This window comes from Natronococcus amylolyticus DSM 10524 (assembly GCF_000337675.1).
Classification (GTDB): Archaea; Halobacteriota; Halobacteria; order Halobacteriales; family Natrialbaceae; genus Natronococcus; species Natronococcus amylolyticus.
In genome coordinates this window covers 352395-375150 of sequence record NZ_AOIB01000028.1, presented here as the reverse complement: position 1 = coordinate 375150, position 22756 = coordinate 352395, and the positions used below count along the sequence as shown (strand labels likewise).

Annotated in this window: 17 protein-coding genes and 1 pseudogene; 10 read left to right on the top strand and 8 right to left on the bottom strand. The window is 53.0% G+C overall.

Going from position 1 to position 22756, the window contains the following annotated elements; genetic code table 11:
• The first annotated feature begins 132 nt into the window (after positions 1-132).
• The 4 genes from C491_RS14820 (at position 133) to ade (ending at position 6131) form a co-directional block, all read left to right on the top strand.
• Entirely contained in the window at positions 133-951 is an 819-nt protein-coding gene (locus C491_RS14820) for an IclR family transcriptional regulator (RefSeq protein WP_049892028.1), read from the top strand.
• Between the two features lie 443 nt (positions 952-1394).
• Positions 1395-2792, top strand: a complete 1398-nt coding sequence (locus C491_RS14815) for an NCS2 family permease (RefSeq protein ID WP_049892024.1) — start codon at positions 1395-1397, stop codon at positions 2790-2792.
• A 174-nt stretch (positions 2793-2966) separates the two neighbouring features.
• Positions 2967-4355 carry a uracil-xanthine permease family protein gene (locus tag C491_RS14810; protein ID WP_005557697.1) on the top strand — a complete coding sequence of 463 codons (1389 nt, stop codon included), beginning with the start codon at positions 2967-2969 and terminating at the stop codon, positions 4353-4355.
• A 108-nt stretch (positions 4356-4463) separates the two neighbouring features.
• Positions 4464-6131, top strand: coding sequence for an adenine deaminase (gene ade, locus C491_RS14805; protein ID WP_005557696.1), 1668 nt, complete (start codon positions 4464-4466; stop codon positions 6129-6131).
• A 256-nt stretch (positions 6132-6387) separates the two neighbouring features.
• On the opposite strand, the gene C491_RS14800 is transcribed toward ade, so the two are convergent.
• Positions 6388-8829 (bottom strand): xanthine dehydrogenase family protein molybdopterin-binding subunit, encoded by a 2442-nt coding sequence (locus C491_RS14800; protein ID WP_049892022.1) that lies wholly within the window; start codon positions 8827-8829, stop codon positions 6388-6390.
• A complete protein-coding gene (locus C491_RS24260) occupies positions 8822-9379 on the bottom strand; it encodes a (2Fe-2S)-binding protein (RefSeq protein ID WP_049892020.1) in 558 nt (185 codons plus the stop codon). The genes C491_RS14800 and C491_RS24260 overlap by 8 nt, the downstream gene beginning before the upstream one ends.
• 59 nt (positions 9380-9438) lie before the next feature.
• Between C491_RS24260 and C491_RS21870 the strand changes: the two genes are divergently transcribed.
• The 5 genes and pseudogenes from C491_RS21870 to C491_RS14775 all read left to right on the top strand — a co-directional run bounded on the left by C491_RS21870 (position 9439) and on the right by C491_RS14775 (position 14818).
• Positions 9439-10593: an XdhC family protein gene (locus tag C491_RS21870; RefSeq protein ID WP_005557687.1), complete on the top strand. Its 1155-nt coding sequence runs from the start codon at positions 9439-9441 to the stop codon at positions 10591-10593.
• 290 nt (positions 10594-10883) lie between these two features.
• Positions 10884-11561 (top strand): annotated as a pseudogene (locus C491_RS14790) (IS6 family transposase).
• A gap of 134 nt (positions 11562-11695) precedes the next feature.
• Positions 11696-12691 carry a Bug family tripartite tricarboxylate transporter substrate binding protein gene (locus C491_RS14785; protein WP_049892016.1) on the top strand — a complete coding sequence of 332 codons (996 nt, stop codon included), beginning with the start codon at positions 11696-11698 and terminating at the stop codon, positions 12689-12691.
• Positions 12692-12758: 67 nt separating this feature from the next.
• Entirely contained in the window at positions 12759-13337 is a 579-nt protein-coding gene (locus C491_RS14780) for a tripartite tricarboxylate transporter TctB family protein (RefSeq protein ID WP_083909347.1), read from the top strand.
• Entirely contained in the window at positions 13334-14818 is a 1485-nt protein-coding gene (locus tag C491_RS14775) for a tripartite tricarboxylate transporter permease (RefSeq protein WP_005557676.1), read from the top strand. The genes C491_RS14780 and C491_RS14775 overlap by 4 nt, the downstream gene beginning before the upstream one ends.
• A gap of 405 nt (positions 14819-15223) precedes the next feature.
• Here the strand turns inward: C491_RS14775 and C491_RS14770 are convergent, their stop codons facing one another.
• The 6 genes from C491_RS14770 to C491_RS14745 all read right to left on the bottom strand — a co-directional run bounded on the left by C491_RS14770 (position 15224) and on the right by C491_RS14745 (position 21498).
• A complete protein-coding gene (locus C491_RS14770) occupies positions 15224-15862 on the bottom strand; it encodes a hypothetical protein (protein WP_193787540.1) in 639 nt (212 codons plus the stop codon).
• 447 nt (positions 15863-16309) lie between these two features.
• On the bottom strand, positions 16310-16837 hold the full coding sequence (locus C491_RS14765; RefSeq protein WP_005557673.1) for an Lrp/AsnC family transcriptional regulator: 528 nt from the start codon (positions 16835-16837) through the stop codon (positions 16310-16312).
• A 56-nt stretch (positions 16838-16893) separates the two neighbouring features.
• On the bottom strand, positions 16894-17691 hold the full coding sequence (locus C491_RS14760) for a carbon-nitrogen hydrolase family protein (RefSeq protein ID WP_005557671.1): 798 nt from the start codon (positions 17689-17691) through the stop codon (positions 16894-16896).
• A complete protein-coding gene (locus C491_RS14755) occupies positions 17688-18497 on the bottom strand; it encodes an enoyl-CoA hydratase/isomerase family protein (protein WP_005557669.1) in 810 nt (269 codons plus the stop codon). The genes C491_RS14760 and C491_RS14755 overlap by 4 nt, the downstream gene beginning before the upstream one ends.
• Positions 18494-20674 (bottom strand): acetate--CoA ligase family protein, encoded by a 2181-nt coding sequence (locus tag C491_RS14750; RefSeq protein ID WP_083909346.1) that lies wholly within the window; start codon positions 20672-20674, stop codon positions 18494-18496. Before C491_RS14750 ends, C491_RS14755 begins: the two co-directional genes overlap by 4 nt.
• Positions 20675-20676: 2 nt before the next feature.
• Positions 20677-21498 carry an enoyl-CoA hydratase/isomerase family protein gene (locus tag C491_RS14745; protein WP_005557661.1) on the bottom strand — a complete coding sequence of 274 codons (822 nt, stop codon included), beginning with the start codon at positions 21496-21498 and terminating at the stop codon, positions 20677-20679.
• Between the two features lie 164 nt (positions 21499-21662).
• Here C491_RS14745 and C491_RS14740 point away from each other — a divergent pair, with 164 nt between their 5' ends.
• The gene (locus C491_RS14740) at positions 21663-22742 is read left to right on the top strand and encodes an ABC transporter substrate-binding protein (RefSeq protein WP_241431333.1); all 1080 of its coding nucleotides are present in this window, start codon (positions 21663-21665) and stop codon (positions 22740-22742) included.
• The last annotated feature ends 14 nt before the right edge of the window (positions 22743-22756 follow it).

Genomic DNA, 22756 nt, shown 5'->3' with positions numbered 1-22756 from the left:
ACGGCTATATAATTGATTGCACTGGCTGGACAGTTCAGATTGGACCATCGAGAGTGTTACAATCAGATGGGGCGTTCGTATATATTGAACACTGACAAAATATTGAAGAGGGTTTACCTTTGATACTGTGCTATGCCAACTGACGACACAAAATCTGATCCACGTACACTAACGACTGTGCTCAACGCAATCGATATCATACGCGCCCTTATGCACTTGAATGGTGCAGGTGTTACAGAGCTCGCTAATCATCTTGGTGAGTCAAAGAGTACGACGTATACCTACCTCAAATCTCTTGAAAAGGGTGGTCTCGTTAGGAAAGATGATGACCGCTATCGGTTATCGTATGATATGCTGATCTTTGGAGAATACGTTCGGAATCAAAGCCTTCTCTATACGATAGGGAAAAGCGAGGTCGATAACTTAGCCGCAGAAACAGGACAGTACGCTCACTTGGTTGTTGAGGAGAGCGGCCGTGGACACAATTTGTATAAATCGAAAGGAGAACAGGCAGTTGGCGACGGCTACCAAATGGCCAAATTCCAGCAACGAGACTATCTTCATATTACCGCTTCAGGGAAAGCAATTCTTGCATATCTTCCCCGAGAGCGAGTGGAAATGATTATTGACCGCTATGGCTTGCCCGCTCGTACCGAGCAGACGATTACCTGCAAAGACCGTCTATTCGAAGAATTGGCTGACATTCGTGAACAAGGGTTCTCTCATAACAATGAAGAAGAGATCGAGGGTTTCCAAGCTATTGGTGCTCCAATTAGATCCCGGGATGGAACTGTTCTGGGATCTCTGAGTGTCTCCGGTCCGAAAAGTATGTTCGGGGAGGATTCTGAGTGCCAGAGAATCATTGATTTGGTAACAAAAGTGGCGAACGTCATCGAGGTGAACGTCAATATGCATAGAAGAAGCTCTGAGATAGTCAAAGACGAGACATAAATTCCGCAGTCACGTTTATCAAGACTTGGCACTTGCTCGTGTACATCTCGAGGGTCTCAGGTCTGGTGATTTGTCTTCCGTGCCTTCAGAAATTACAGCCATACTGGTGTAAATGTAAGGGCTGTTCAGTCCCAAGAACTGATTAGATGTGTCGTCTTAATATGGATAATAGATCTTGTTTGTATATGTTGAACGCACATATTGGCTATGACTGGTATTCAACGGTAGTTTCTCATCGCTCCGAGTGGGTCTATCGGAAGTCTTCAGATGCGGGAACTGCGGACCCGCGAACCTCCTCAACCCGTAGGACCACCGTCTGTGACGGGAACTCCACGACTTCAGTCATGCGAGGATGTCAGCAAACAGTGAGCACCCATAGTGTTTCATTTCGAAAATGGTGAGATAGGGAAACATATAGGATGGTATAGAATGACGTACAGCATATGTCGAAGTCACGTGACTCAGGATCGCGATTAGCAGAGTACTTTGGGTTCGAAGAATACGACACAGATTTGAGAACAGAGGTGATTGCAGGTACGACGACGTTCCTCACGATGTCGTACATTATCATCGTCAACCCTGCAATCCTCTCGGAAGCGATCGAGATTGAGGGTTACACAGATCAGGAGGTATTCCAGATGATTGCGATCGCAACCATTCTGGCGGCTGTCGCCGCCATACTCGTGATGGCATTTCACGCGAATCGTCCCTTCGGATTAGCGCCCGGAATGGGGTTGAACGCGTACTTCGCGTTCACCGTTGTGATACTACTGGGCGTTCCATGGCAAACCGCACTCGCTGCGGTGTTCGTCGAAGGAATAATTTTCATGGCACTGACGTACTTCGGTGCAAGACGCTACATTATCGAACTGTTCCCGGCACCGGTCAAGTTCGCTGTCGGCGCAGGGATTGGATTGTTCTTGCTTTTGCTGGGATTGATCGAAATGAACGTTATCGTGGCATACGATGCGACGTTAGTTCAGTTAAACGATGTCGCGACCGATCCTGTGGCGCTCGTCGCACTTGGAGGACTGATGTTCACGTTCATCCTGTACGCTCGCGGCATCACCGGTGCAATTATCATCGGTATCATCACGACGGCGATTGCGGGCTGGGCGCTTACGCTCGCTGGTGTCGTCGAACGCGGCGTTCTTGCGCCGGCCGAACTCGCATCTCCGCAGTATGATATTACGCCGCTGGCCGGAGCTTTTCTCGAGGGCTTCCACCAGATTGATCCGGCAACGTTTGTAGTAGTCGTGTTTACCTTCTTTTTCGTAGATTTCTTTGATACTGCAGGCACGCTCATCGGTGTCTCGCAGTTCGGCGGTTTCCTCGACGAGGACGGCGACCTCCCGGAGATGGAAAAACCGCTGATGGCAGACGCGGTCGGTACCACATTCGGTGCGATGGTGGGCACTTCGACAGTCACGACATACATCGAGAGCTCGACCGGAATCGAGGAGGGAGGTCGGACCGGTATGACCGCGCTTACTGTCGGCGCGCTCTTCTTGCTCTCGTTGGCGGCTGTTCCACTTATCGCTGCGATCCCGCAATACGCATCGTATCTGGCATTGGTAGTCGTTGGCATTATCATGCTCCAGGGCGTGACCGATATCAACTGGGAACACCCCGCATGGCTCATTTCGAGCGGTCTCACAATCACCGTTATGCCGCTTACGGCTTCCATCGCAGATGGCCTCGCAGCTGGTATCATTAGCTATCCGCTGGTCAAGACCGCAATGGGTGAGGGAGAAGATGTTCATCCCGGTCAGTGGGTTCTGGCCGCTGCATTCGTCCTTTATTACTATATTTCTGCCGGTGGAGTTATATCGAGCACGTAACCGCACACGTTTCATTGTCATCTTATATCCGCTGTTTGGACATGGCTGTGAATTATTTGGGCAAAGACACTCTAAGAAAAAGCTGATTATATCTAAATACCGGAGGAGAGTTGTCAGTTTCGTCCAATCCCAAGACTTTATCATGGTGCATGCATATTTGATGCATGTTATCTCATGCCATCCAATGACGGGTCTATCGAACTGGCGTATGAGCTGGAAGAGAAACCCCCAGCCCTCAAGTCCTTTTTCTTAGGACTGCAACACGTTTCGGCGATGTTTGTTCCGACCATCGCGGTCGCGATCATCGTCTCTGGAGCAATCGGGCTCGGCGCAGCGGACACGACCTATCTCATTCAGATGGTTCTGATCTTCTCGGGCCTCGCAACGCTCGTACAGGTGTTTCCGATCGGACCGGTCGGCGCGCGACTCCCGATCGTTATGGGCTCGAGTTTTGCGTTTGTTGGAGCAGCGATTGCCATTGGCGGGCAGTATGGTCTCGATGCGGTGTTCGGGGCAATTGTCATCGCAGCTCTGGTAGAGGTTCTCATTGCGTGGCAGTTCAGCCGTGTTAGACGGTTTTTCCCGCCGCTTGTCACTGGTCTCATCGTGATGATCATCGGTCTGTACTTGATCCCCGTCGGAATCGACTACGCGGCCGGCGGCGCCGAAGCCCCCGATTACGGCGCGCTTTACCACCTCGGACTCGCGATGCTCGTTCTTGGAATCACTGTCGGAATGAACCTTTTTATGGAGGGTATCTGGCGAATTCTCAGCATACTCATCGGAATTGTCGTCGGCTATCTGGCCGCCATTGCGATTGGTATCGTAGACTTCACTCCCGTTGCGGAGGCGAGCTGGTTCGCGCTTCCGGTTCCCGGTCGGTTCGGATTCGCATTCGAGCCGGTAGCAATCCTCACGTTCACGGCCCTCTTTATTACGGCGGCAATCGAGTCGATCGGTGATATGTCCGGTATCACGGCTGCAGAAGGCCGGAATCCAAAAGAGCGTGAGATCCGTGGTGGGCTGTTCGTCGACGGGTTCGGCAGTTCACTCGGTGGGATCTTCGGTGCGTTTCCGCTGACAACGTTCTCTCAAAACGTTGGAATCATCAACTTTACCGGCGTGATGAGTCGATACGTGGTCGGTGTCGGGGGCGGCATTCTCCTCGTCCTCGGCTTCATTCCCAAAGTTAGTGCGATCGTCGCGACGATCCCGGACTCGGTACTCGGCGGTGCCGTACTCGTTATGTTCGGCATGGTGATGGCGAGCGGTCTTCGACTCATTTTCCTCAATGAACGGATGAACCGACGCAATATGGTTATCATCGCCGTTTCGATCGGTCTTGGACTCGGCGTTGAAGTCCGTCCCGAAGCCCTCGAGGCACTGCCGGGAAGTGCCGAGATTTTCTTCGGGAATGCGGTAATCATGACTGCACTTTCTGCAGTCTTGCTCAATACCCTTGTTCCGCGACCAGACAGCGAATTCGAATTCGGGCTGGAGGAACCAGTCACCGATGATGATCCCTCACCGCACGATTCCACTGGTATGCAGGAGGACGATTGACTGTGAATTTGTTCGTCCCTTCGATCCGAACCGGACTCGTCCAGGACGGGGCGAACGGTCTATACAATGGTACGACCACCAGACGAAGTCCGACCGAACTTTAAAACCATGAGCCAGGTAGACACACTCGTTCGAGGAACGATCGTCAACGTCAACGCTGGCGCACTTCAAGAAGGGGCGATCGCCATCGATGACGGTGAAATAGTCGCGCTCGAGGAGCGGCCAGCAGAGCGAACGTTCGAAGCCGAATACATCGCACCGGGACTGATCGACGCACACAAGCACGTTGAGTCGAGCATGGTCACGATTCCTCAGTATGGGGAAGCGATGATACCGCGCGGCGTGACCAGTATCGTCCACGACCCTCACGAGATCGCGAACGTTCTCGGAGCTGACGGCGTTCGGGCCGTCTTCGAGGATGCGACGAAAACCCCATTGAAAGTACGGTTTAGCGTCCCATCGAGCGTCCCAGCCTCGAATTTACAAGACAGTGGGGCGACACTCGATGCCGACGACGTCGAGTCATTACTTAAACACGAACACGCTGTTGCGCTCGGCGAAGTGATGGATCTTCCCGCGCTCGTCGAGAACGATCCGGATCTGCACGCGAAGATACGTGCTGCTCGCGAACGAGGACTCACCGTCGACGGTCACCTTCCGCGGGTCACCGGCCCGGATCTACATGAGGCAGCGCGGTACCTCGACAACGATCACGAGAGTATATCCGAGGCCGAGGCGCGAGAGAAAGTCAATCTCGGTTTCCGCGTGTACCTTCGCGAAGGATCGTCATCGAAGAATCTCGCAGATCTCGTCGGGATCGTCGATGAGGTCCCAACGCGGCGACTTTCGCTGTGTTCGGACGATCGGGACGTCGTTGATCTTGTCGAAAACGGCGGTGTCGACTTCGCGGTGCGAAAGGCGATCGAAGAAGGAGTCGATCCAATTGAGGCCGTTCAGATGGCGACGCTAAACACGGCGGAGTGCTATGACTTTCCGTACGGACGGATCCAGCCCGGCGCACCTGCCGACCTTGTCCTGCTCAACGACCTCGAATCGTGGGATGTCGACCACGTCCTCATCGACGGACAGATCGATCCGACGAGTTCCGTTTGCTCCCCACCGACCACCGCTTTATCATCCGAAACCGTCGATTTCGAGCCAGTTTCAGGAGCGGATTTGGCGCTCACTTTGCCGGCAGAAATGGAACGAGTCACGGTTCGCACCCTCGCGATTGCGGATGGTATTCAAACAGAACGTACAGAAGCGACTCTCTCCGTCGTTGGGGGTCGGATCGAACCGGTGCCTGACGACGATGTCCTTCCCCTTGCGGTGATCGAACGACATGGTCAGGACGCCGGTATCGGATGCGGTTTTGTTCGTGGTCTCGGTCTCGAGTGCGGGGCGATCGGTTCGACGGTCGCTCACGATGCGCACAATTGTATCGTCGCGGGGACAACGTACGACGCAATGGCCCGAATTGCGAATCACCTTCGCGACATCGACGGCGGTGTCGCCGTTTACGATCCACAGCGGAGCGGACAAGAGATCACAGCGTTGCCGCTTCCGGTCGCCGGGCTGATGTCCGACGATCCGCTGTCAACCGTTTGCGAACGGTTCAAGCAGGTTATCGCCCGAGCGGAGGACCTCGGTCTTGATCGTCATAGTCTGATGACGCTCTCATTTCTTGCGCTCGAAGTCATTCCCCAGTACCGCCTCACAAATCGGGGATTGGTCGATGTCGAGCGCTGGAAGCACGTCGACGTTATCGTTGAGTAGCACAGACGGCGAACGACCTATGACGTCGCCGCCAAGCATGCGAGGTGCTAACGCTCATTGTCCCTTTCTAATAGTACAGATATGGCTCACGTCGGCTTCCTGCTCACCGGCAGCCCGTTTGATAGCGAACCGTCTACGAATTCGAACGGGCGGCACTGGATTATCCGCATAGGCTGGGGGAGTTACAAAAGCCACAGGTCACCCGACCTGTAGTCGTTTCCCTACTATCGAAACTCGTCGATGAGTACCGGGTCAGCTAGTCGTTGTCAATCTCTGCTTGGATTTTCTCAGCGGTGATTGGCAAGTCGCTGACCCTAATATCGACAGCGCGGCGAATCGCATTGCTCAATGCTGGCGGAACGCCGTTAACGGGGATCTCAGCGACAGATTTTGCGCCAAATGGCCCCGTTGGCTCGTATGTTTCGACGAGAATTGAGTCGAGTGGAGGCTGATCCTCCGTCGTTGGCATCCCATAGTCACGGAACCCAAGGATTTCCGGGGTCCCATCGTCGTCAAACGAGAAGCCTGCGGACACCGCGAGCTCGTAACTCATATGCATTGCACCCTCTACCTGTCCTTCTGCGAGGTCTGGGTTGATTGCGACGCCACAGTCGACTGCGTACACGAGTTGGTGGATCTCGAATTCACCGGTGTATTCGTTAACGGTCACGTCGGCAAACTGTGCGCCAAATGGGGCCGGTGATTCGTTCGTACTGTGGCTCGCCTGGCCCATTATCTGCTCGCGTACCCTGCCGCCGTAGATAGATTCATACCCGATCTCCTCTATCGTGACCGAATCGCCAGTCTGTTTTGAGTGGACGGCTCCGTCGTGGGCCTCAAGGGTTTCTGCTGGCTCATCGAGCATCTGTGAGGCAAATTCAAATAGGTGCGTCCGTGCCTCTTCGGCTGCTTTTTTCACTGCACTTCCGGTAACGTACGTTGTTGAGGACGCATATGCACCGTAATCGAACGGTGAGATATCCGTATCCGAGGGTTGAACGAGAACATCCTCGGGTGGCACACCGAGAACTTCTGCAGCGATCTGTGCCATCGCAGTGTCCGCACCGGGCCCGATATCGACAGCGCCCGTTTGAAGGATGAACGAACCGTCCTCGTTCATTTTGATATGTGCAGCACCGAGTTCGTCGCCTGCGACACCGCTTTTCTGAGCGGTGAGAGCAATACCACAGGCGCGGTGAAGATGCTCCTCTTCAGGCTGTTCGATCTCTTCCCAGCCGATAGCGTCTTTCCCACGTTCAATACACTCATCAATACCACACGAGCGAATCCGACGGACATGCTCACCATCCTTCGTGATACCCGATGCAGTATCCAGATCACCGTTACCAATGAGGTTCCGCGAACGAAACTCGATAGGATCAAGCTCTAGTTCGTTGGCGACTTCGTCCATGTGGCCCTCGAGTGCAAAGTGCCCCTGGGGGGCTCCATAGCCGCGGAATGCGCCCCCGATCGGGAGATTAGTATGGACTGCTTTCATCTCAAACCGGATGTTCGGTGTATGTGTGTACAGCGGCAGCGGTTTCGTTGCAATAGAACTGGCTACTGTCATCCCATGCGGTCCGTACGCACCCGAGTTCGTAACCGCCGACATATCGAGTGCCTTGAGCTCCCCTTCCTGAGTAACGACGCTTCGCAATCGGACTCGAGCAGGACGTCGGGATCGCATGGCATAGAACTGCTCGCGGCGCGTCGTCTCCAATTTCACAGGTCGATCTGCGGCCAGCATCAGCGCCATGGTAATTGGTTCGATCAGCATCGACTGTTTGGCACCAAATCCGGCACCGATTCTCGGCTTCGTTACCCGAATATCTCGGATTGGAACATCGAATAGATGCGCGAGCTGCCGACGTGTATGGTACGGAACCTGTGTAGCCGAGATGAGATGAAAGCGATTGTCCTCGTCGCGATGTGCAATAGTCGTATGTGGTTCGGGAACACAGTGGGATTGGTAGGGCGTCTTCCACTCGGTCTCAGTGACAATCCAGTCATCTCTGGACGTTGCCTCCTCGAAAGCTGCGTCCACATCGCCGATTTCGCCTTCGATCTGTGCTTCGATATTCCGTTCGTAGTCCGCACCCGGCTGAATGTTTTCTACCCGATCGGGATCGTGTATCTGTGGTGCATCAGGTTCCATCGCCTCCTCTGGGTCGAGAACGGCGTCTATCTCTTCGTACGTGACATCAATCGCTCTGATAGCTTTGTCAGCTGTCTGGCCATCTGTGGCTGCTACAGCAGCGATTGGATCACCCACATAGCGCACTTTTCGTCGGAGAACGCTTAGGTCCCATGGGCTTGGTTCGGGATACGACTGTCCTGCGGAGGTATACATCGTGTCAGGTACCTCGCCGGAATCGGGCGTGATGACTGCATGGACTCCCTCCATTGCTTCAGCGGCACTCGTATCGATTTCGGTTACGTACCCGTGTGCAATATCTGAACGTAGGACCGCTGCCTCAGCTAAATCCGGGAAGTTCAGCGCGTAATCGGCAGTGTATTTCGACTCACCTGTAACGATTTTTCGAGCGTCGTTTTTCTCTTCGCGCTTGGAGATGGCCTGTCGCTCGCTCTTAGACTTGCGATTGTTCGGGCTCTCGTCCCACTCGAGGGGATGTTCGTCCTCAGCGGAGGTCGATTGCTGGTGAGTCTCATCGCGTTGTGGCCCATCGGGTTTACTCATCGTTCTCACCCCTGCTGCACTTCCGGTTCGAACACGCCGTTGTTCCGTGAGTCGGGTCGCCACCGTCAGTAGCGACGGTCTGATCGCTACTCATCCGTTCGGCGGCGTCCTGTACCGCATCGATGATTTTCTCGTAGCCGGTGCACCGACAGAGATTCTCTGAGAGCCCCTTGCGGATCTCGGCTTCAGTCGGATCAGGATTGTCTTGAAGCAAACTTCGTGACTGCATGATCATCCCGGGGATACAGAATCCACATTGGAGTGCGGCGTTATCGACGAACGCCGCCTGAACGGGGTGGAGGTCATTCTGGGTGCCGAGTCCCTCGATGGTCTCGATCTCTGCCCCATCCATTGTACTGATAGGTCTGATACAGGAACGCTCTGGTTCGCCATCAACAGATACAGTACAGAAACCGCAGTCCCCCGTATCACAGCCACGTTTCGCGCCAGTGTAGCCATTTCGACGAAGAACATCAAGAAGCGAATCTGACCGTTCAGCTTCGAACGTACGTTCAGCCCCATTTAGCGTAATATCTATCTCTACGGGCATAGAATGACAATGACTAACGACAACCATATATGTGTCGGTCGAATAGCTAATCTATGCATATGGCGGCAGATTCATGGAGTACCACTACATCCGAGGTCTACCGGCAAATTGAGCAAGCTCTTGCAGCCACCTCTCAATTTGCGGTCGCAACGATCGTTGATGTCGAGGGAACGGCTTATCGACGACCCGGTGCCAAAATGGTGATTGAATCGGATGGTACGTCCCACGGCGGAATCACCGCTGGGTGTCTCTATGAACCGTTGCAGGAAGCTGCGAATGAGGTTCTTGAATCCGGGTCTTCGACTGTTGTCACGTATGATCTTACAAGCGACGATACCTGGGGGCTTGGCCTCGGCTGTAATGGTGTCATCGACGTTCTCATCGAGCCTACCGATGACTCGTGGCAGCAGATGGTTGACGCACGCACGAACCGCAAGGCGTGTAGTCTCGTAACCGCAATCGAGAGCAATGACCCCTCGATTCCCGTCGGAGCTAGAGCGGTTATCAGTGAACAAGGTTCAGGAACTAACGACCGCCGCATTCGTGAGCGAACGGTTCTTCCTGACTCGGTTATAGCAGATATTGAAACGGAGGCACGAACGTATGCGACTGAAGGGAGCACTGACTGCATCTCTGTGTCAACTGAGACGGGAGAAATAGTGCTCGTTATTGACGGTATCGAACCCTCACAAAAACTGGTCGTATTCGGTGGCCAGCCAGATGTTCGTCCCGTTGTCCGCTTCGCAGCGCAGGTCGGGCTTGAAGTTACAGTCGTGACAGGTCGTGGTGGACGTGCTGATGATGAGATGTTCCCGGCTGCAGATCGCGTCTTAGCAACCCATCCAACCAACTTATCCAATGCCGGAATCGATGAACGGACATTCGTTCTTATTATGTCTCACAACTTTGTCGACGATAGACTCGCGCTTGAGGCAGCACTTGGGACAGAGGCCCCGTACATCGGGTTGATGGGACCCCGAAAACGATTTGAGCAACTTCAGTCAGATCTGGAAAATGAGGGTGTCGAACTCTCGAAACGGGATCGGGAACGGATTGCGACTCCGGTCGGGCTAAATCTGGGGAGTGATGCACCAGTCGAAATTGCTCTGAGTGTTGTGTCGGAAATCATCGCAGTTAGTAACGATCGTAACGGTGGTCGGCTCGTAGACCAAGCAGGACCTATTCACGATCGGAAGTCGGTCATGTCACAGTAGGCCGAGAAGCAATCAACATGTAGCTAACTCCCTGTCTGGTTGTACTTATGGGCTTGAAAAGGAGCACAAACGTAGCAAATATCTATTCGAGCCAGCCAATATGATTAGTAATACTGTACAGTATTACTGACTGGTGAAAATAGGTGGCTTATCTCCGTCTTGTCTCAAGTCGATCTAATAGCTGCAAAGCTTCGCCATAAAGTGGTTGAAATCCGAACTAATCAAGTTTCGGGCACTGTCTAGTTGAGGCAGCTTGAGAAGTGAGCAGGTCGTTGAGTTCGTTGGACCAAATGCTCGCAGACCTGCCCAGCGAGAGCTATGACGCGGATTTAGAAGAATCTTGGGAGAACGAGCGGACGGCGACGCCTGTCAGGGCATTCGCCGTCCGTCTCCATCAGACCGGTCGTTCTATCCGGGAGACAACAACGATTCTCGCTGAATTAGGCATTGAGCGCTCTCACGGAGCGTTCTGGAACTGGGTACATCGGCTGGCTGACAGCGGACGCGACCCGCCGACAGCGTCGCCGTCGCGGGTCGCTGTCGACGAGACCGCTGTCAAGATCAATGAGGGGTGGTCTTGGTTGGACGCTACAATAGATACCGAAACAAAATTGATTCTCGACGTCGCGTTGTTTGGTCGACATGGCACTGATCCGGCAGCTGCATTTCTATATGGACTTCGCGAGAAACACGAGCTCCCAGATGCTGAGTTTCTCGTCGGTCAATTTGTCTATCGGACTGCCCTTGCTCGATTAGGGTTGAACGGTCGAGTGAACTCTACCGACCGAAACCATATCAAAAAGTGGTTTCACACCCTCAAAATGTGAGTCGACTGTTATCATAATTCCTGGGTGGACAGTCGAGCGAGCGCACGCGAATGGGTTGAACAGTTCATGCATTATTATAACCGCCAGAGGCCGCATCAATCGCTCGATGGAAAGACACCAGCCGAGGGGATGCTGAACTAGGCAGTGCCTGTTAGCCAATTCTGCTGCTATTTAGAAAAATTCAATAGGTCAATTAATAGTTATTAATTATTTGGAGAATTACTAGTAACGGGAAAGAGTTTATACCCTATGCTTGTGAACGCATGAGGTGTGCTATGGATAGACGCACTTGCTTAAAAACTGCAGGAACGGTTTCAGTCGCGTCAGTGGTGGGGTTAGCTGGGTGCCTTGGTGACGAGAATGGTGATGGTGAGTATCCGAGCCAGACAATCCGATGGGTCGTTCCGTTCGGTGAAGGCGGAGGTACAGACACATACGCTCGACAACTACAACCGGCTTGGAATGAGGCACTCGACGGAGAACTTGACATCGATAATCAACCAGGTGCTGGCGGACTTGAGGGGACCGGAATTCTCCACGGGGCTGATGGCGATGGGTATACGATTGGGAACGTCAACTTACCGTCGGTCGCAACGGCGTGGTTAATGGACGACCCCGGATACGATATCACCGATCTCGAAGGGATCGGTTCTATCGGCCAGTACCCGTTTACACTTATCGTTAACCCCGAATACGACCACATCGAGGATATAGATGACCTCGTCGATGCATACGAGGACGGTGAATTCACCCAATTCGCTATGCAGGGAATTGGCCACTCGACACACGTTATCTCGTTCCTCCTTCGCGACGACTTCGGAATGGAATGGGAGGAAGTCGTTCCATATGATGGTGGTGGACCGACAAGTGAGGCCGTGATATCCGACGAAGTGTCGGTCGGGATTGCGACTGCAACGTCGGCTCGTGAACCGGTCGAGGGAGGAGACCTAAACGTGGTCGCCAATCTTTCAAGCGAACCGACAGATGTTTTCCCCGATCTCGAACCGGCAACTGAACTTGGGTATCCAGATATCGACTTCGTTGCGATGACGACGCTCGCGTTGTACGCTGCTCCAGGAACAGACGAGGAGCAAATTGAAACCCTCACTGAGGCCCTTGAAGAGGCAACGCAGGACGAGGACGTGCAAGACTGGTCTGATGAGACCGGCAACGACGTCACATACGGAGATCCGGAATCGGCGAACCAAACCCTCGAGGAGACACTTGACGAGATTCCGGATGCCGTTGATCTGGATAATCTCCAGGAGTAGGTGATTCTCCTCCTCCCAGGATCAGCATATTCACATATAAATAAGTGTTAGATTCAAAAGTACTACAATGAGTGAAAAACATCCCACATTCAATTTGAAAGAAGAGGTAACAATGGAACATGTACTACTTCTAGTTTTCATTCTACCTTCGGTGTATATGTTTGTAGAGTCGTTTGAATTTTCTTCTGCTGCACAACACTTTCCACAATTTACGTCCGGAATGGTAATTCTATTTGGTGTGCTACTACTTTTCAGAGGTTATCTTCCCGGACCACTGCGCCGACTGGTTGTTGATGAAGCCGACATTCTCGAAACAGACACTAGAGATGCCGAAAGTATAGTAGAGGAGACAGACTCAGACGAAGAAGAGTTCGCAGCTGAGACCTCCGATATCCAGGAAGAAGAGACGGTCGCATATGGAGCAGCAGTTCTCGGATCCATGTGTGTTGGATATCTGATGGGGTCGTTCCTGATCGGAATGTTGTGGGCAACCCCATTATTCGTCATCGCATACACTTGGTGGCGGAAGCAACCGATATACGCGATTGTTGGTTTGACGCTACTATCGTTCGGTATCGCGTTTCTCTTCTACGATATCATCGGTATCCCGATTGAAGAAGGATACCTTCATGAGGTGTTTCTATGAGCTTTGAGGTGTTTATTGAAGCCGTCCAACTCGTATTCAGTTGGCCGACTATTTTCTGGGTTATGGCTGGTCTCATCATCGGGATTGTCGTTGGGGCACTCCCCGGATTAGGTGCTTCACTCGGGATGGCAATTTTACTTCCGCTAACGCTGCCGCTTGGTGGCATTGACGCAATTGTTTTGCTCATCGGAATATACAGCGGAGCAATGTACGGCGGGTCTATTGCTGCAATCCTCATTAACGCTCCGGGGACGTCAGCAGCCGCTGCAACGACGTTTGATGGATACCCTATGTCACGTCAAGGAGAAGCGGTTACTGCGCTTTCGTTATCAGCAACCTCGTCTGCGCTTGCGGGGTTCATTACCGTCACAGCGATTATTCTCTTATCGCCGATTCTTATTGACTTCGTCCTCATGTTCGGCTCGCCAGAACGATTTTTGATCGCCATTCTTGGCCTATCGATGATCACAATCGTTGCCCGCGGCTCGATGGTCAAAGGCCTGATCGCTGGATTTTTTGGTTTATCCTTGACGGCGATTGGATCGGCACCGATGACCGGAGACGTTCGATATACGTTCGGATACTTCCCACTCTATGAGGGACTGTCGTTTATAGCTGCTCTGATCGGTCTGTTCGCTGTCGCTGAAATGCTAAAATTAGCTAACGAAACAGGAGGTATTTCGAAGAAAGAGTTCGAGGTCACCGGCGACGTCTTCGGCGGCGTCAAAACAGTTTTGGACCACCCAGTAACGCTCGTAAAATCAGCGTTCATTGGAACCGGAATCGGTTCTATTCCGGGTGCCGGTTCAACAGTTTCTAACTTCATCGCGTACACCGAAGCAGTACGCGCGTCAGAAGATTCGGAGTCGTTTGGGAAAGGAAACCCTATCGGAGTGATCGCTTCTGAATCGTCGAACAATGGGACTATCGGCGGATCGGTAATTCCAGCTATTGCCTTCGGAATCCCCGGTAGCGCCGCGACGGCGGTATTAATCGGGGGGCTGATCATGCATGGGCTTGTTCCCGGCCCTGACTTGTTCGATCCCGACGCGAATCTTGATGTGACCTATGCACTCTTCATTTCATTACTGATCGGTAACGTCCTCATTCTCGTGCTCGGACTTGGTCTCGTCACTCGCGCAGGCATTTTAACAAAGATTGACACTGACTATATTATCCCGATGATTATCGTCCTCTCGTTCCTCGGCTCGTTTGCACTCAACAACGGCCGCTGGGTCGACGCTATCACGATCGTCGGACTCGGAGTCATTGGATATTATATGAAGAGATATGATTACTCGATCATTGCGTTTGTCCTCGGTATCGTTTTAGGCAGTATCGCCGAAGAAAATCTCCACCGATCGTTGATTCTGGGCGAAGGGACCGTTCCGGTATTCTTTACCGAACCCTTATCCATAGTGATCGTCGTTCTCATTGCAGTCATTCTCTTTGCACCAATCGTCAAACCGTGGCTGGAATAGAGGGGTCATGACGATCTGGTTCTTTTCAGTAACGAGTGATGCAGGTTTCTAACAGAGACGGAACGTCGACGGGCACTGTTTAGTCAAGCCAGTTTGAGAAGTGAGCAGATCGTTGAGTTCGTTGGATCAAATGCTCGAAGACCTGCTCGTTCCTCAAACTGCGCTAATTAGACGGTGCCCACCAATCCGAGATCCTCCAGCGGTTACGTACAGGAATCCAGACACGTGCCAGCTAACAGCCAGCCTCGATACTACTCCCTCTGTGTGAGGTCCGAGATCTCGTTTGATCTAGCGACACCGTGGAGTTATCGAGTTCGTCGTACCGTTCGCGATTGTTCACGACTCAAGAGATAGTCGACCGGCTTGAATTGACGCGAGCAGTGATCCCCGTTAGGAGTGGTAAGATCAGAAGAGTTCATCGAGAGGTCGGTCTGCACCGGGTTCGGTTTCACCGTCTTCATCCGGTTCAATAGGGGGAGCATCGAAGAGCCGGTCGCCACCGCGTTCTCGGGCAGCGAGCGTGTCATCAACAATGGCCTCTGTTGCGTCGTCTATTTCTGGTATTTTGAGGGCTCCACTAACGTCTTCTGGCAGTTCTGGTCGCGGCGAATCCTGGTGCCGTTCAATTTTCTCGGTCAGATGGAGATTTTCCTGTAGGGCACGCAGAACCGGGACGTACCGGAGGTAGCTGTACTCATCTAAGAGGGTGATCCCGTAACTGGTGAACCCCCAGAACTCCCGTGGTTCGTTACGCTCGGTCTCATCTCCACGGTATTTGTACTTTACCATCACCTGCTTATCTGCGAGCTGGTCAAGATGCTCCCGGATAGTAGAGCGATTCTTGGGCACGAGGTATTTGAGCTCGTCGAGTGTCGCCAAGTACGTTGGATGCCCAAGCACGGCTTGGATGATGAGGTAGCGGGTTTCCTGCGTGAGGAATTGGTGTGCCCGTCGCTGTTTCTCGATCGGCATGACATCGTCACCGCCAAATGGTTCTGCCTCGCCGCCGACCGGATTTCCTGCGCCCCCCGCACTATTACTCATAGGTGTCTATTTTGTCTCCATTCACGTAACTGTTCGGGGCGGGCAAGTTGGGAAAATACCATATTTTCCAACTCGAATATGGACGCTTAAGACGGACACATCTGTAGACAGTAGTATGAGCGGCCCACGCGTTCCACGCAATTCATACGCCATCTACCGGGCTGTCAACCGTATTTTCGAAGGAATTAGCTCCCCACCTCGGGGGGACTACCACGAAGTTGTCCGTTATATGAACGAAGAGCTCCCCCGGTTCGAGCAAGCAAATAGTAGCTACCTGGTTCTTGGAAGCTACCGCGGCGCATACGGACGACGTCTCCGAGAGTTCGCTAACTGCCTCAACATGCCATCAAACACCTGTACAAAGCCATCCAGCGATTCGTTCGTCGCAACGACATCACCTTCGTTCTCCCGAACCGAGTATATGACGAACTCGCAGCTGACAATGCTTTAGTCCGAGATCGATGACTTATCGTCAGCAGTATAAGCGAACAATTTCTCGAGATCAGCATCATCGTAGTTGACCAGCAACCGTGGCTCCTCTTTGAACGTCCGGAGCACAATATTCGTTTCTGAGTTCTGAACACCTTCTGTCTCGATAATCTTCTCAACAAGCCCCTGAAGATGTTCATGGTCCCTAACATGAGAGATGACGCAGAACGACATTTCTCCGAGCATAGAATACACCTGCTGAACACCTGAGAGTTCCTGGATTCTTTTGCCGACTTCCATCGCTTCCGGCCCATAGACGGTCTTGATCCGAGTAATAGCAGTCATCCCAAGGCCGAGTTTGTGACGGTCAAGATGGGCAACCGTGTCAGTGATGATTCCCTTTTCGCGGTATTTTTCTAGACGATAGTATACCGTTGATTGGCTGATGTCCAGTTCGTCTGCAATTTCATCGGCATCGACATCGCCGTTCTCGTCAAGTGCTTTCAAGAGCCGAAAGTCAGTTTCGTCAAGTGTTAAGTTCGTCATTTGCTTTTGTTGTATGTAGGATGGGTGATCCCCACTACGATTCTTGGTACTCCAGTTCACTCAACCTGAATGCGTTCAATTCCTGGTCCGTCTTCACGCCTATCCTCGCGCATTGGGTTTCGTTTGCGTTCCTGCGTGAGCAGTTTCTCTTCGAATTGCCAGGTGATTGCATCGGGCTCGTTCTTAAGTCGCCTGTTTACTGATCCGTCCGGATTATATACAGTGCTATGGCCGTAAAACATGAGGTCTCCTTCGTCTCCGGCATGGTTACAGCCAAGAACGAATGCCCCGGTCTCAATCGCACGGGCAGGCAGTAGCCGGTCCCAATCACCTTTCATCGGCTCAGACCACGCCGAGATGTTCACCAAAAGATCCACCTCAGCGCGGGCAAAGGCAGCTGCTTGCTCAGGGAAATTCAGATCATAACAGATCTGAATTCCTACTGAGAGTCCTTCACAGTCAACTACAACGAGATCCTCACCCGGAGTAAATACGTTGCATTCGTCACCCCACAACTGCCGCTTGTCATACTGAATACGCACCTTGCCTTGGCGGTCAATCCATATCGCACTGTTATGGACGCGGTTCTGGCCCTGAACAGGCATTCCCAGGAGAACGTGAGTATTCGACTCAGCAGCCGCTTGGCCAAGTATACGAGTGGTAGGACCTGGTATCGGCTCGGCACATTTCTCGATCTGATCAAAGATAGAGTAGCCAGTCGTCGCGAGCTCGGGGAAGACGATTAGATCAACATCCGCAGCTCGAATGTGCGCACACATTCGTTCGAGCGTCCCATCTTCGGCGGGGCCGATCGATGAATCGAACTGTACTAATGTGATTGTTTCAAGGCTCATTCTCCCGTGAACTCCGGATCTCGTTTCTCGTTGAACGCGGCGACTGCTTCTGCGTGATCATCAGTCTGTGAACAGATCCGCTGGGCGCGAGTGGCCTGATCAAATGCGGTTTCAAGGTCGACATCGAGACTCTCCCCGACGAGCGTCTTACTCAGGCCGAGGGCAACCGGTGGCTGGGAAGCGAGGTCGGCAGCGAAGTCTTCAGCAGCCTCGAGTAACTCTCCCTGCGGAACACACTCGCGGGCAAGGTCCCATTCGACGATTTCTTCTCCCTCAAGTTTCCGACCAGTGAAAATCAGCTCTTTTGCTCGAGACTCCCCGATGAGCCGAGGAAGGAGATAGGCACCGCCATCTCCAGGAACGAAGCCGACATCGATGAACGTTTCACCGATAGTGGCCTCCTCACTGACGATACGAATATCACAGGCAAGGGCAGTGTCACAGCCAGCGCCGAGTGCGTAGCCATTCACCGCGCCGACGACCGGTGTTTCGATCGTTCGTAAGGTTCGGACAACGTTCTGGAACAATCCGAGCCCCTCCTCGTATTCGGCAAATTCCATCTCTGGAGTAAGCGGCATATTCTCGAGATCGACACCGCTGCAAAACGCACGATCACCAGCACCAGTCAGAACGATCGCCCGGACATCCTGATCGGAGTCGAGTCCCTCGAGCCGATCGACGAGTGTCCGCAGGAGCGATTCGTTGTAAGCGTTCAGTGCATCCGGTCGATCGAGCGTAACGCGGGCAACGTGTTCACGTGGATGCTCAACACAGACGGGCTCATCTACCGATTCACGGTCACTCATTCGTTGTCACCTCCATCCGAAATGACCTCATTTTCTGACTCCATTGTGTGGGTCGTAGTTTGGCTTTCATTCGACAAAAGAATACTTGCGTCGAGAATTTCTACTCCGTCTTCGGCTGCGAGCACGGGATTCAGGTCTACTTCTTCGACCACGGGATTATCAACGACGAGATCCGAGACAGTACAGAGTACATCGACTAACGCTTCCTGGTCAACCGATGACCCACCCCGTGTTCCATTGAGTAGTGGCTGGGCATCGATCTCCTCGATCATCGACCGCGCATCGCTTTTGGAGAGCGGCGCAGCACGGAAGGCGACATCCTCGAAGACCTCAACGAAGACGCCACCAAGACCAAACATGACGACGGGCCCGAACTGCTCGTCGCTAGTCGCCCCGACAATCACCTCGATGCCGTCAGTACGCATCGGGGAAACGAGAACGCCATCGATCCGCGCTTGTGGGTCATATGTGCGTGCGTTCTCAACCAGGTCCTGGAAAACGTCATCGGCATCCTCTGTAACCTCAAGGGCGACCGCATCGGCTTCGGTTTTGTGAACGATGTCAGGTGAAACAGCCTTCATCGCGACTGGCGCATCGAACTCAACTGCGGCACGCTTCGCTTCCATCGGCGTCTCGACCAGTTCGTACGGTGTCACCGGTGCATCGTACTGATCGAGTACCTTCTTCGCATCGTACTCAGTAAGCGTGCCGTTGGTCGCCTCAGCCGGATCTATGGTTCGTTCACCTTCTTCAAGGTTGAAACTGTCCCTCTCGTCTGTAGTCTTCAGATGAGTGCCGTATTCCGCAAGTGCAGAGAGACAGGCGACCGAAAGATCAAGTGACTCGTAAACTGGGACATCGCTCTCGCGCAGAATCGTATGGACCTCGGGGTCAGCACTCTCATAGGCGCTCTGAACTACCAGTGGTGTATCGGTATCCTCAGCAAAGGTGACGATATCTCGTGCGGCCGCTTTCTCGATCGGCTCGAGATCGTCAGTAAATCGGATGCCGTAGCCACCGAATAGTCCAGAAAGCAACACGCCATCGACGTTCGGATCATCGAATAGCGCCTCGGCACAATCAGCGAATACCGAGGGGTCATCGTCAGTACCGCCGGCGACGTCAACTGGGTTTCGGACGCTTGCTGCGTCAGGAAGAACTTCACGAAGACGGTCTTTGGTCCCTGCCTCCAGTTCAGGGACGGAGAGATCACGGGCGGCCAATGCGTCTGCAGCAAGTGTCGCGTGCCCGCCGCCGTCAGCGAGGATTGCAATGTTCGCGTCGTCCATCGGTGGCTGGGAGGCGAGTGCGTCGGAAACCGCAAGTAGCTCGTCCGATCGATCAACGCTGATGACACCAGCTTGGCTGAAGACAGCGTCGGCTACGGCTGCATCGCCGGCCAGCGATCCCGTATGAGAATTCGCAGATTGTTTCCCAACTGCGGATCGTCCGCTTTTGCAAACGACGATCGGTGTCTCGGGGACAGTTTCGTGAGCCTCTTGAAGGAAGGCACGTCCATCAGCCAACCCCTCGACATAACAGACAATCGCATCAGCTTTGTCGTTATCGGCGAAGTACGGCAAGTACTCGTGGAATTGGAGGTCAGCTTCATTGCCGACTCCGACGTAGTGACTGAAGCCGACTCCTTCGAGAGCGGCGGCTTCGGTGAATAATGCAATTGCGAGGTTTCCACTTTGGCAGAGCAAACCGAGTTCGCCGGCAGGTACATTGTCGGCTCCTACGAGGTTGGCTCCCTCGTGAACGTTGATCAGTCCGGAAGTATTTGGACCTACCAGACGGACATTGTTTTGTCGGGCAATATGGATAATATCTTCCTCGAGTTCTTCCCCTTCGTCGCCGGTCTCACCGAAACCAACAGCAATGACGACTGCTCCCGCGACATCGATGTCGCGACACTCTTCCAGGACTGATGGAACGACCTGTTTGGGGACAACAATCAGTGCCAGATCAACAGGCTCTGGAATCTCGGAAATGGAGGAACAAACACTGAGACCTCGAATTGTTTCTGCGCTTGGGTTGACAGGGTAGACGGTTCCCTCGAAACCTCCCTCTTGTAGAGTTTTGATAGCCTGGTGCCCGCGCTTGCTTGGATCAGTGGAGGCACCGACGACTGCGATTGTCTCGGGTTCGAGGATACGGTCGATAGTTTTCCGCATCGTTATCGCCCCTCGAAGACTGGCTCGCGCTCCTCGGCGAACGCGTCGATGCCTTCCTGCCAGTCGGCGGTTTCCATACATGTTAGGAGTGCATCGACTTCTGCAGTCAGTATCAGCTCACGGTCAGCTGGTTGCTGATTCAGTTGTTTTTTCGCGAAAGCAATTGGAATCGGGGCGTTGTTGGCAATCTCAGTTGCCAGGTTGTTGACGGCGTCGTCCAACTTGTCGTCCGGGACAACCTCATTTACGAGTCCGATCTCGGCAGCCTCGGCTCCGTCTAGTGAGGCTGCAGTGAGCAATAGCTCCTTTGCTTTCGCGGTTCCGACGCGTTCAGGCAGTGTATCCGTAACACCACCACCAACGTAGGTTCCAATAGATGTTTCCGGGAACCGTATTTCTGCTTGTGTCGCCATTACGATGAGATCTGCACTAAGTGCCATCTCTGCGCCAGCACCGATAGCATATCCTTGGATCTTGACAATAACTGGTCGCTCATGGGTCTGGATTGCCTCACAGGTTCGTTGAGCAGTCCAAGCGTACTCGCGTTTCTCTGCAGCAGTTCGTTCGCGTTCGTCGTGGTCTTTCAGATCTGCGCCAACACAGAAAGCACGGCCTTCGCCCTCAAGTACTATCACGCGGGCATCGTCCTCACTCGCCCGCTTGAGAGCACCTTGAACGCCCGCATATAGTTCCTTTGTAACGGCGTTGAGCCGATCCGAGCGTGTCAGCGTGACGTACGCGACGTTGTCGTCGACTCGGTAGTCGACAGTTTCGGTCGATGCCGGTTCGACAGTTTCCACTCTTCGATCCTCGGTACAGGTCATGTGTTGTCTCGTATGACGCCCACCAATCTTCACGGCGAGGCGCGTAGCTATTATAATTGTCCCTATCTGACTTAGGCATTTCGGAGATTTTCCTAAATTATACTTCTTAATTCGGACTCACCGGAACACTATTATACCATACCATAGAATGTAGAGAAAGGTCCATGGAAGGTAGTAACATGGTGACTCGGCGCAGCGCACTGGCTACACTCGGAGCAGGATCAGTCGTAAGCCTCGCGGGTTGTATGGGCGGCATGAATGGTGGTGGTGGTACGCTTCGCTTCCTCGGGTTCGGTGGAAATACACAGGAAGCACAGGAGCGAATTTTTGACGCGTGGGCAGAAGAGGAGGATGTCGAAATTGAGGGTGACTCCGCTGGAGGGACGGTTGAGATGATCTCCCAGATTCAACAAAACACAGGGGAATATGACATCGTCGCACTCAATGATACTGGAATGGCCCAGGGGCAAGACGAAGGTGTTCTTGAACCGATTGACCTCGATGAAGTGCCGAATTATACAGACAACATCCGCGACGATGCACAGGAACTCGACTTTCTACTCGATGATGGTGAGACGATCGGCCTGATTCGAGAAAACGGGGCAACTGGGTATGCGTACAACACTGAACTTGTTGACGAAGAACTCACTAGTTGGGAGGAAATTAAAGATCCACAGTACGAGGGACAGGTTGCACTACTCGACCGAGCAGTCGATCGGTTTTCGAACTGTGCTGCTGCGATCGACGTTGATATCAACGAAGCCGCAGAGGACGAGGATCTCTTCGAAGAGGTAATCGAAGAAGCTGAAGAACAAAACGAGAACGCTTTTAGTTACTGGTCTGACGGAGACACCTCAATCCAGTATCTACGCCAGGAGAACGCCCACATCTGTGAGGCATGGGGTGGTCGTGTTATTGCGCTACAAGAAGACGGCCATGAGCACATCGAGTACGTTCTCCCCGAAGAGGGAACGATGGCGTGGACTGACACACTATCAATTGTCCAAGAAACGGAAAACCGAGATCTCATTCACGACTTATTGAATTTCACCTACGAGCGAGATAATATCCTCCAGATGTCGGATGACATGAATTATACAGTACAGGTGGAGGATCCCCCTGAGGAGATGACAGAACTCCCAGATTATGCGCCCATCGATGAGTTGAGCTTCAATGACTGGTCCCGAATTCTCCCAGTTCAAGACGAGTGGTCGGAGCGCTTCCAGGAAGTACAGCAGAGCTAACCATAATAATACTA

Excerpts from the sequence above, each read along its gene's own strand:
- C491_RS14760 (WP_005557671.1), bottom strand. The coding sequence starts at position 17,691 with ATGAGCCTTGAAACAATCACATTAGTACAGTTCGATTCATCGATCGGC.
- C491_RS14820 (WP_049892028.1), top strand. The coding sequence starts at position 133 with ATGCCAACTGACGACACAAAATCTGATCCACGTACACTAACGACTGTG.
- C491_RS24260 (WP_049892020.1), bottom strand. The coding sequence starts at position 9,379 with ATGCCCGTAGAGATAGATATTACGCTAAATGGGGCTGAACGTACGTTC.
- ade (WP_005557696.1), top strand. The coding sequence starts at position 4,464 with ATGAGCCAGGTAGACACACTCGTTCGAGGAACGATCGTCAACGTCAAC.
- C491_RS14785 (WP_049892016.1), top strand. The coding sequence starts at position 11,696 with ATGGATAGACGCACTTGCTTAAAAACTGCAGGAACGGTTTCAGTCGCG.
- C491_RS21870 (WP_005557687.1), top strand. The coding sequence starts at position 9,439 with ATGGCGGCAGATTCATGGAGTACCACTACATCCGAGGTCTACCGGCAA.
- C491_RS14775 (WP_005557676.1), top strand. The coding sequence starts at position 13,334 with ATGAGCTTTGAGGTGTTTATTGAAGCCGTCCAACTCGTATTCAGTTGG.
- C491_RS14815 (WP_049892024.1), top strand. The coding sequence starts at position 1,395 with ATGTCGAAGTCACGTGACTCAGGATCGCGATTAGCAGAGTACTTTGGG.
- C491_RS14765 (WP_005557673.1), bottom strand. The coding sequence starts at position 16,837 with ATGACGAACTTAACACTTGACGAAACTGACTTTCGGCTCTTGAAAGCA.
- C491_RS14780 (WP_083909347.1), top strand. The coding sequence starts at position 12,759 with ATGAGTGAAAAACATCCCACATTCAATTTGAAAGAAGAGGTAACAATG.
- C491_RS14810 (WP_005557697.1), top strand. The coding sequence starts at position 2,967 with ATGCCATCCAATGACGGGTCTATCGAACTGGCGTATGAGCTGGAAGAG.
- C491_RS14740 (WP_241431333.1), top strand. The coding sequence starts at position 21,663 with ATGGAAGGTAGTAACATGGTGACTCGGCGCAGCGCACTGGCTACACTC.
- C491_RS14800 (WP_049892022.1), bottom strand. The coding sequence starts at position 8,829 with ATGAGTAAACCCGATGGGCCACAACGCGATGAGACTCACCAGCAATCG.
- C491_RS14770 (WP_193787540.1), bottom strand. The coding sequence starts at position 15,862 with ATGAGTAATAGTGCGGGGGGCGCAGGAAATCCGGTCGGCGGCGAGGCA.
- C491_RS14755 (WP_005557669.1), bottom strand. The coding sequence starts at position 18,497 with ATGAGTGACCGTGAATCGGTAGATGAGCCCGTCTGTGTTGAGCATCCA.
- C491_RS14750 (WP_083909346.1), bottom strand. The coding sequence starts at position 20,674 with ATGCGGAAAACTATCGACCGTATCCTCGAACCCGAGACAATCGCAGTC.
- C491_RS14745 (WP_005557661.1), bottom strand. The coding sequence starts at position 21,498 with ATGACCTGTACCGAGGATCGAAGAGTGGAAACTGTCGAACCGGCATCG.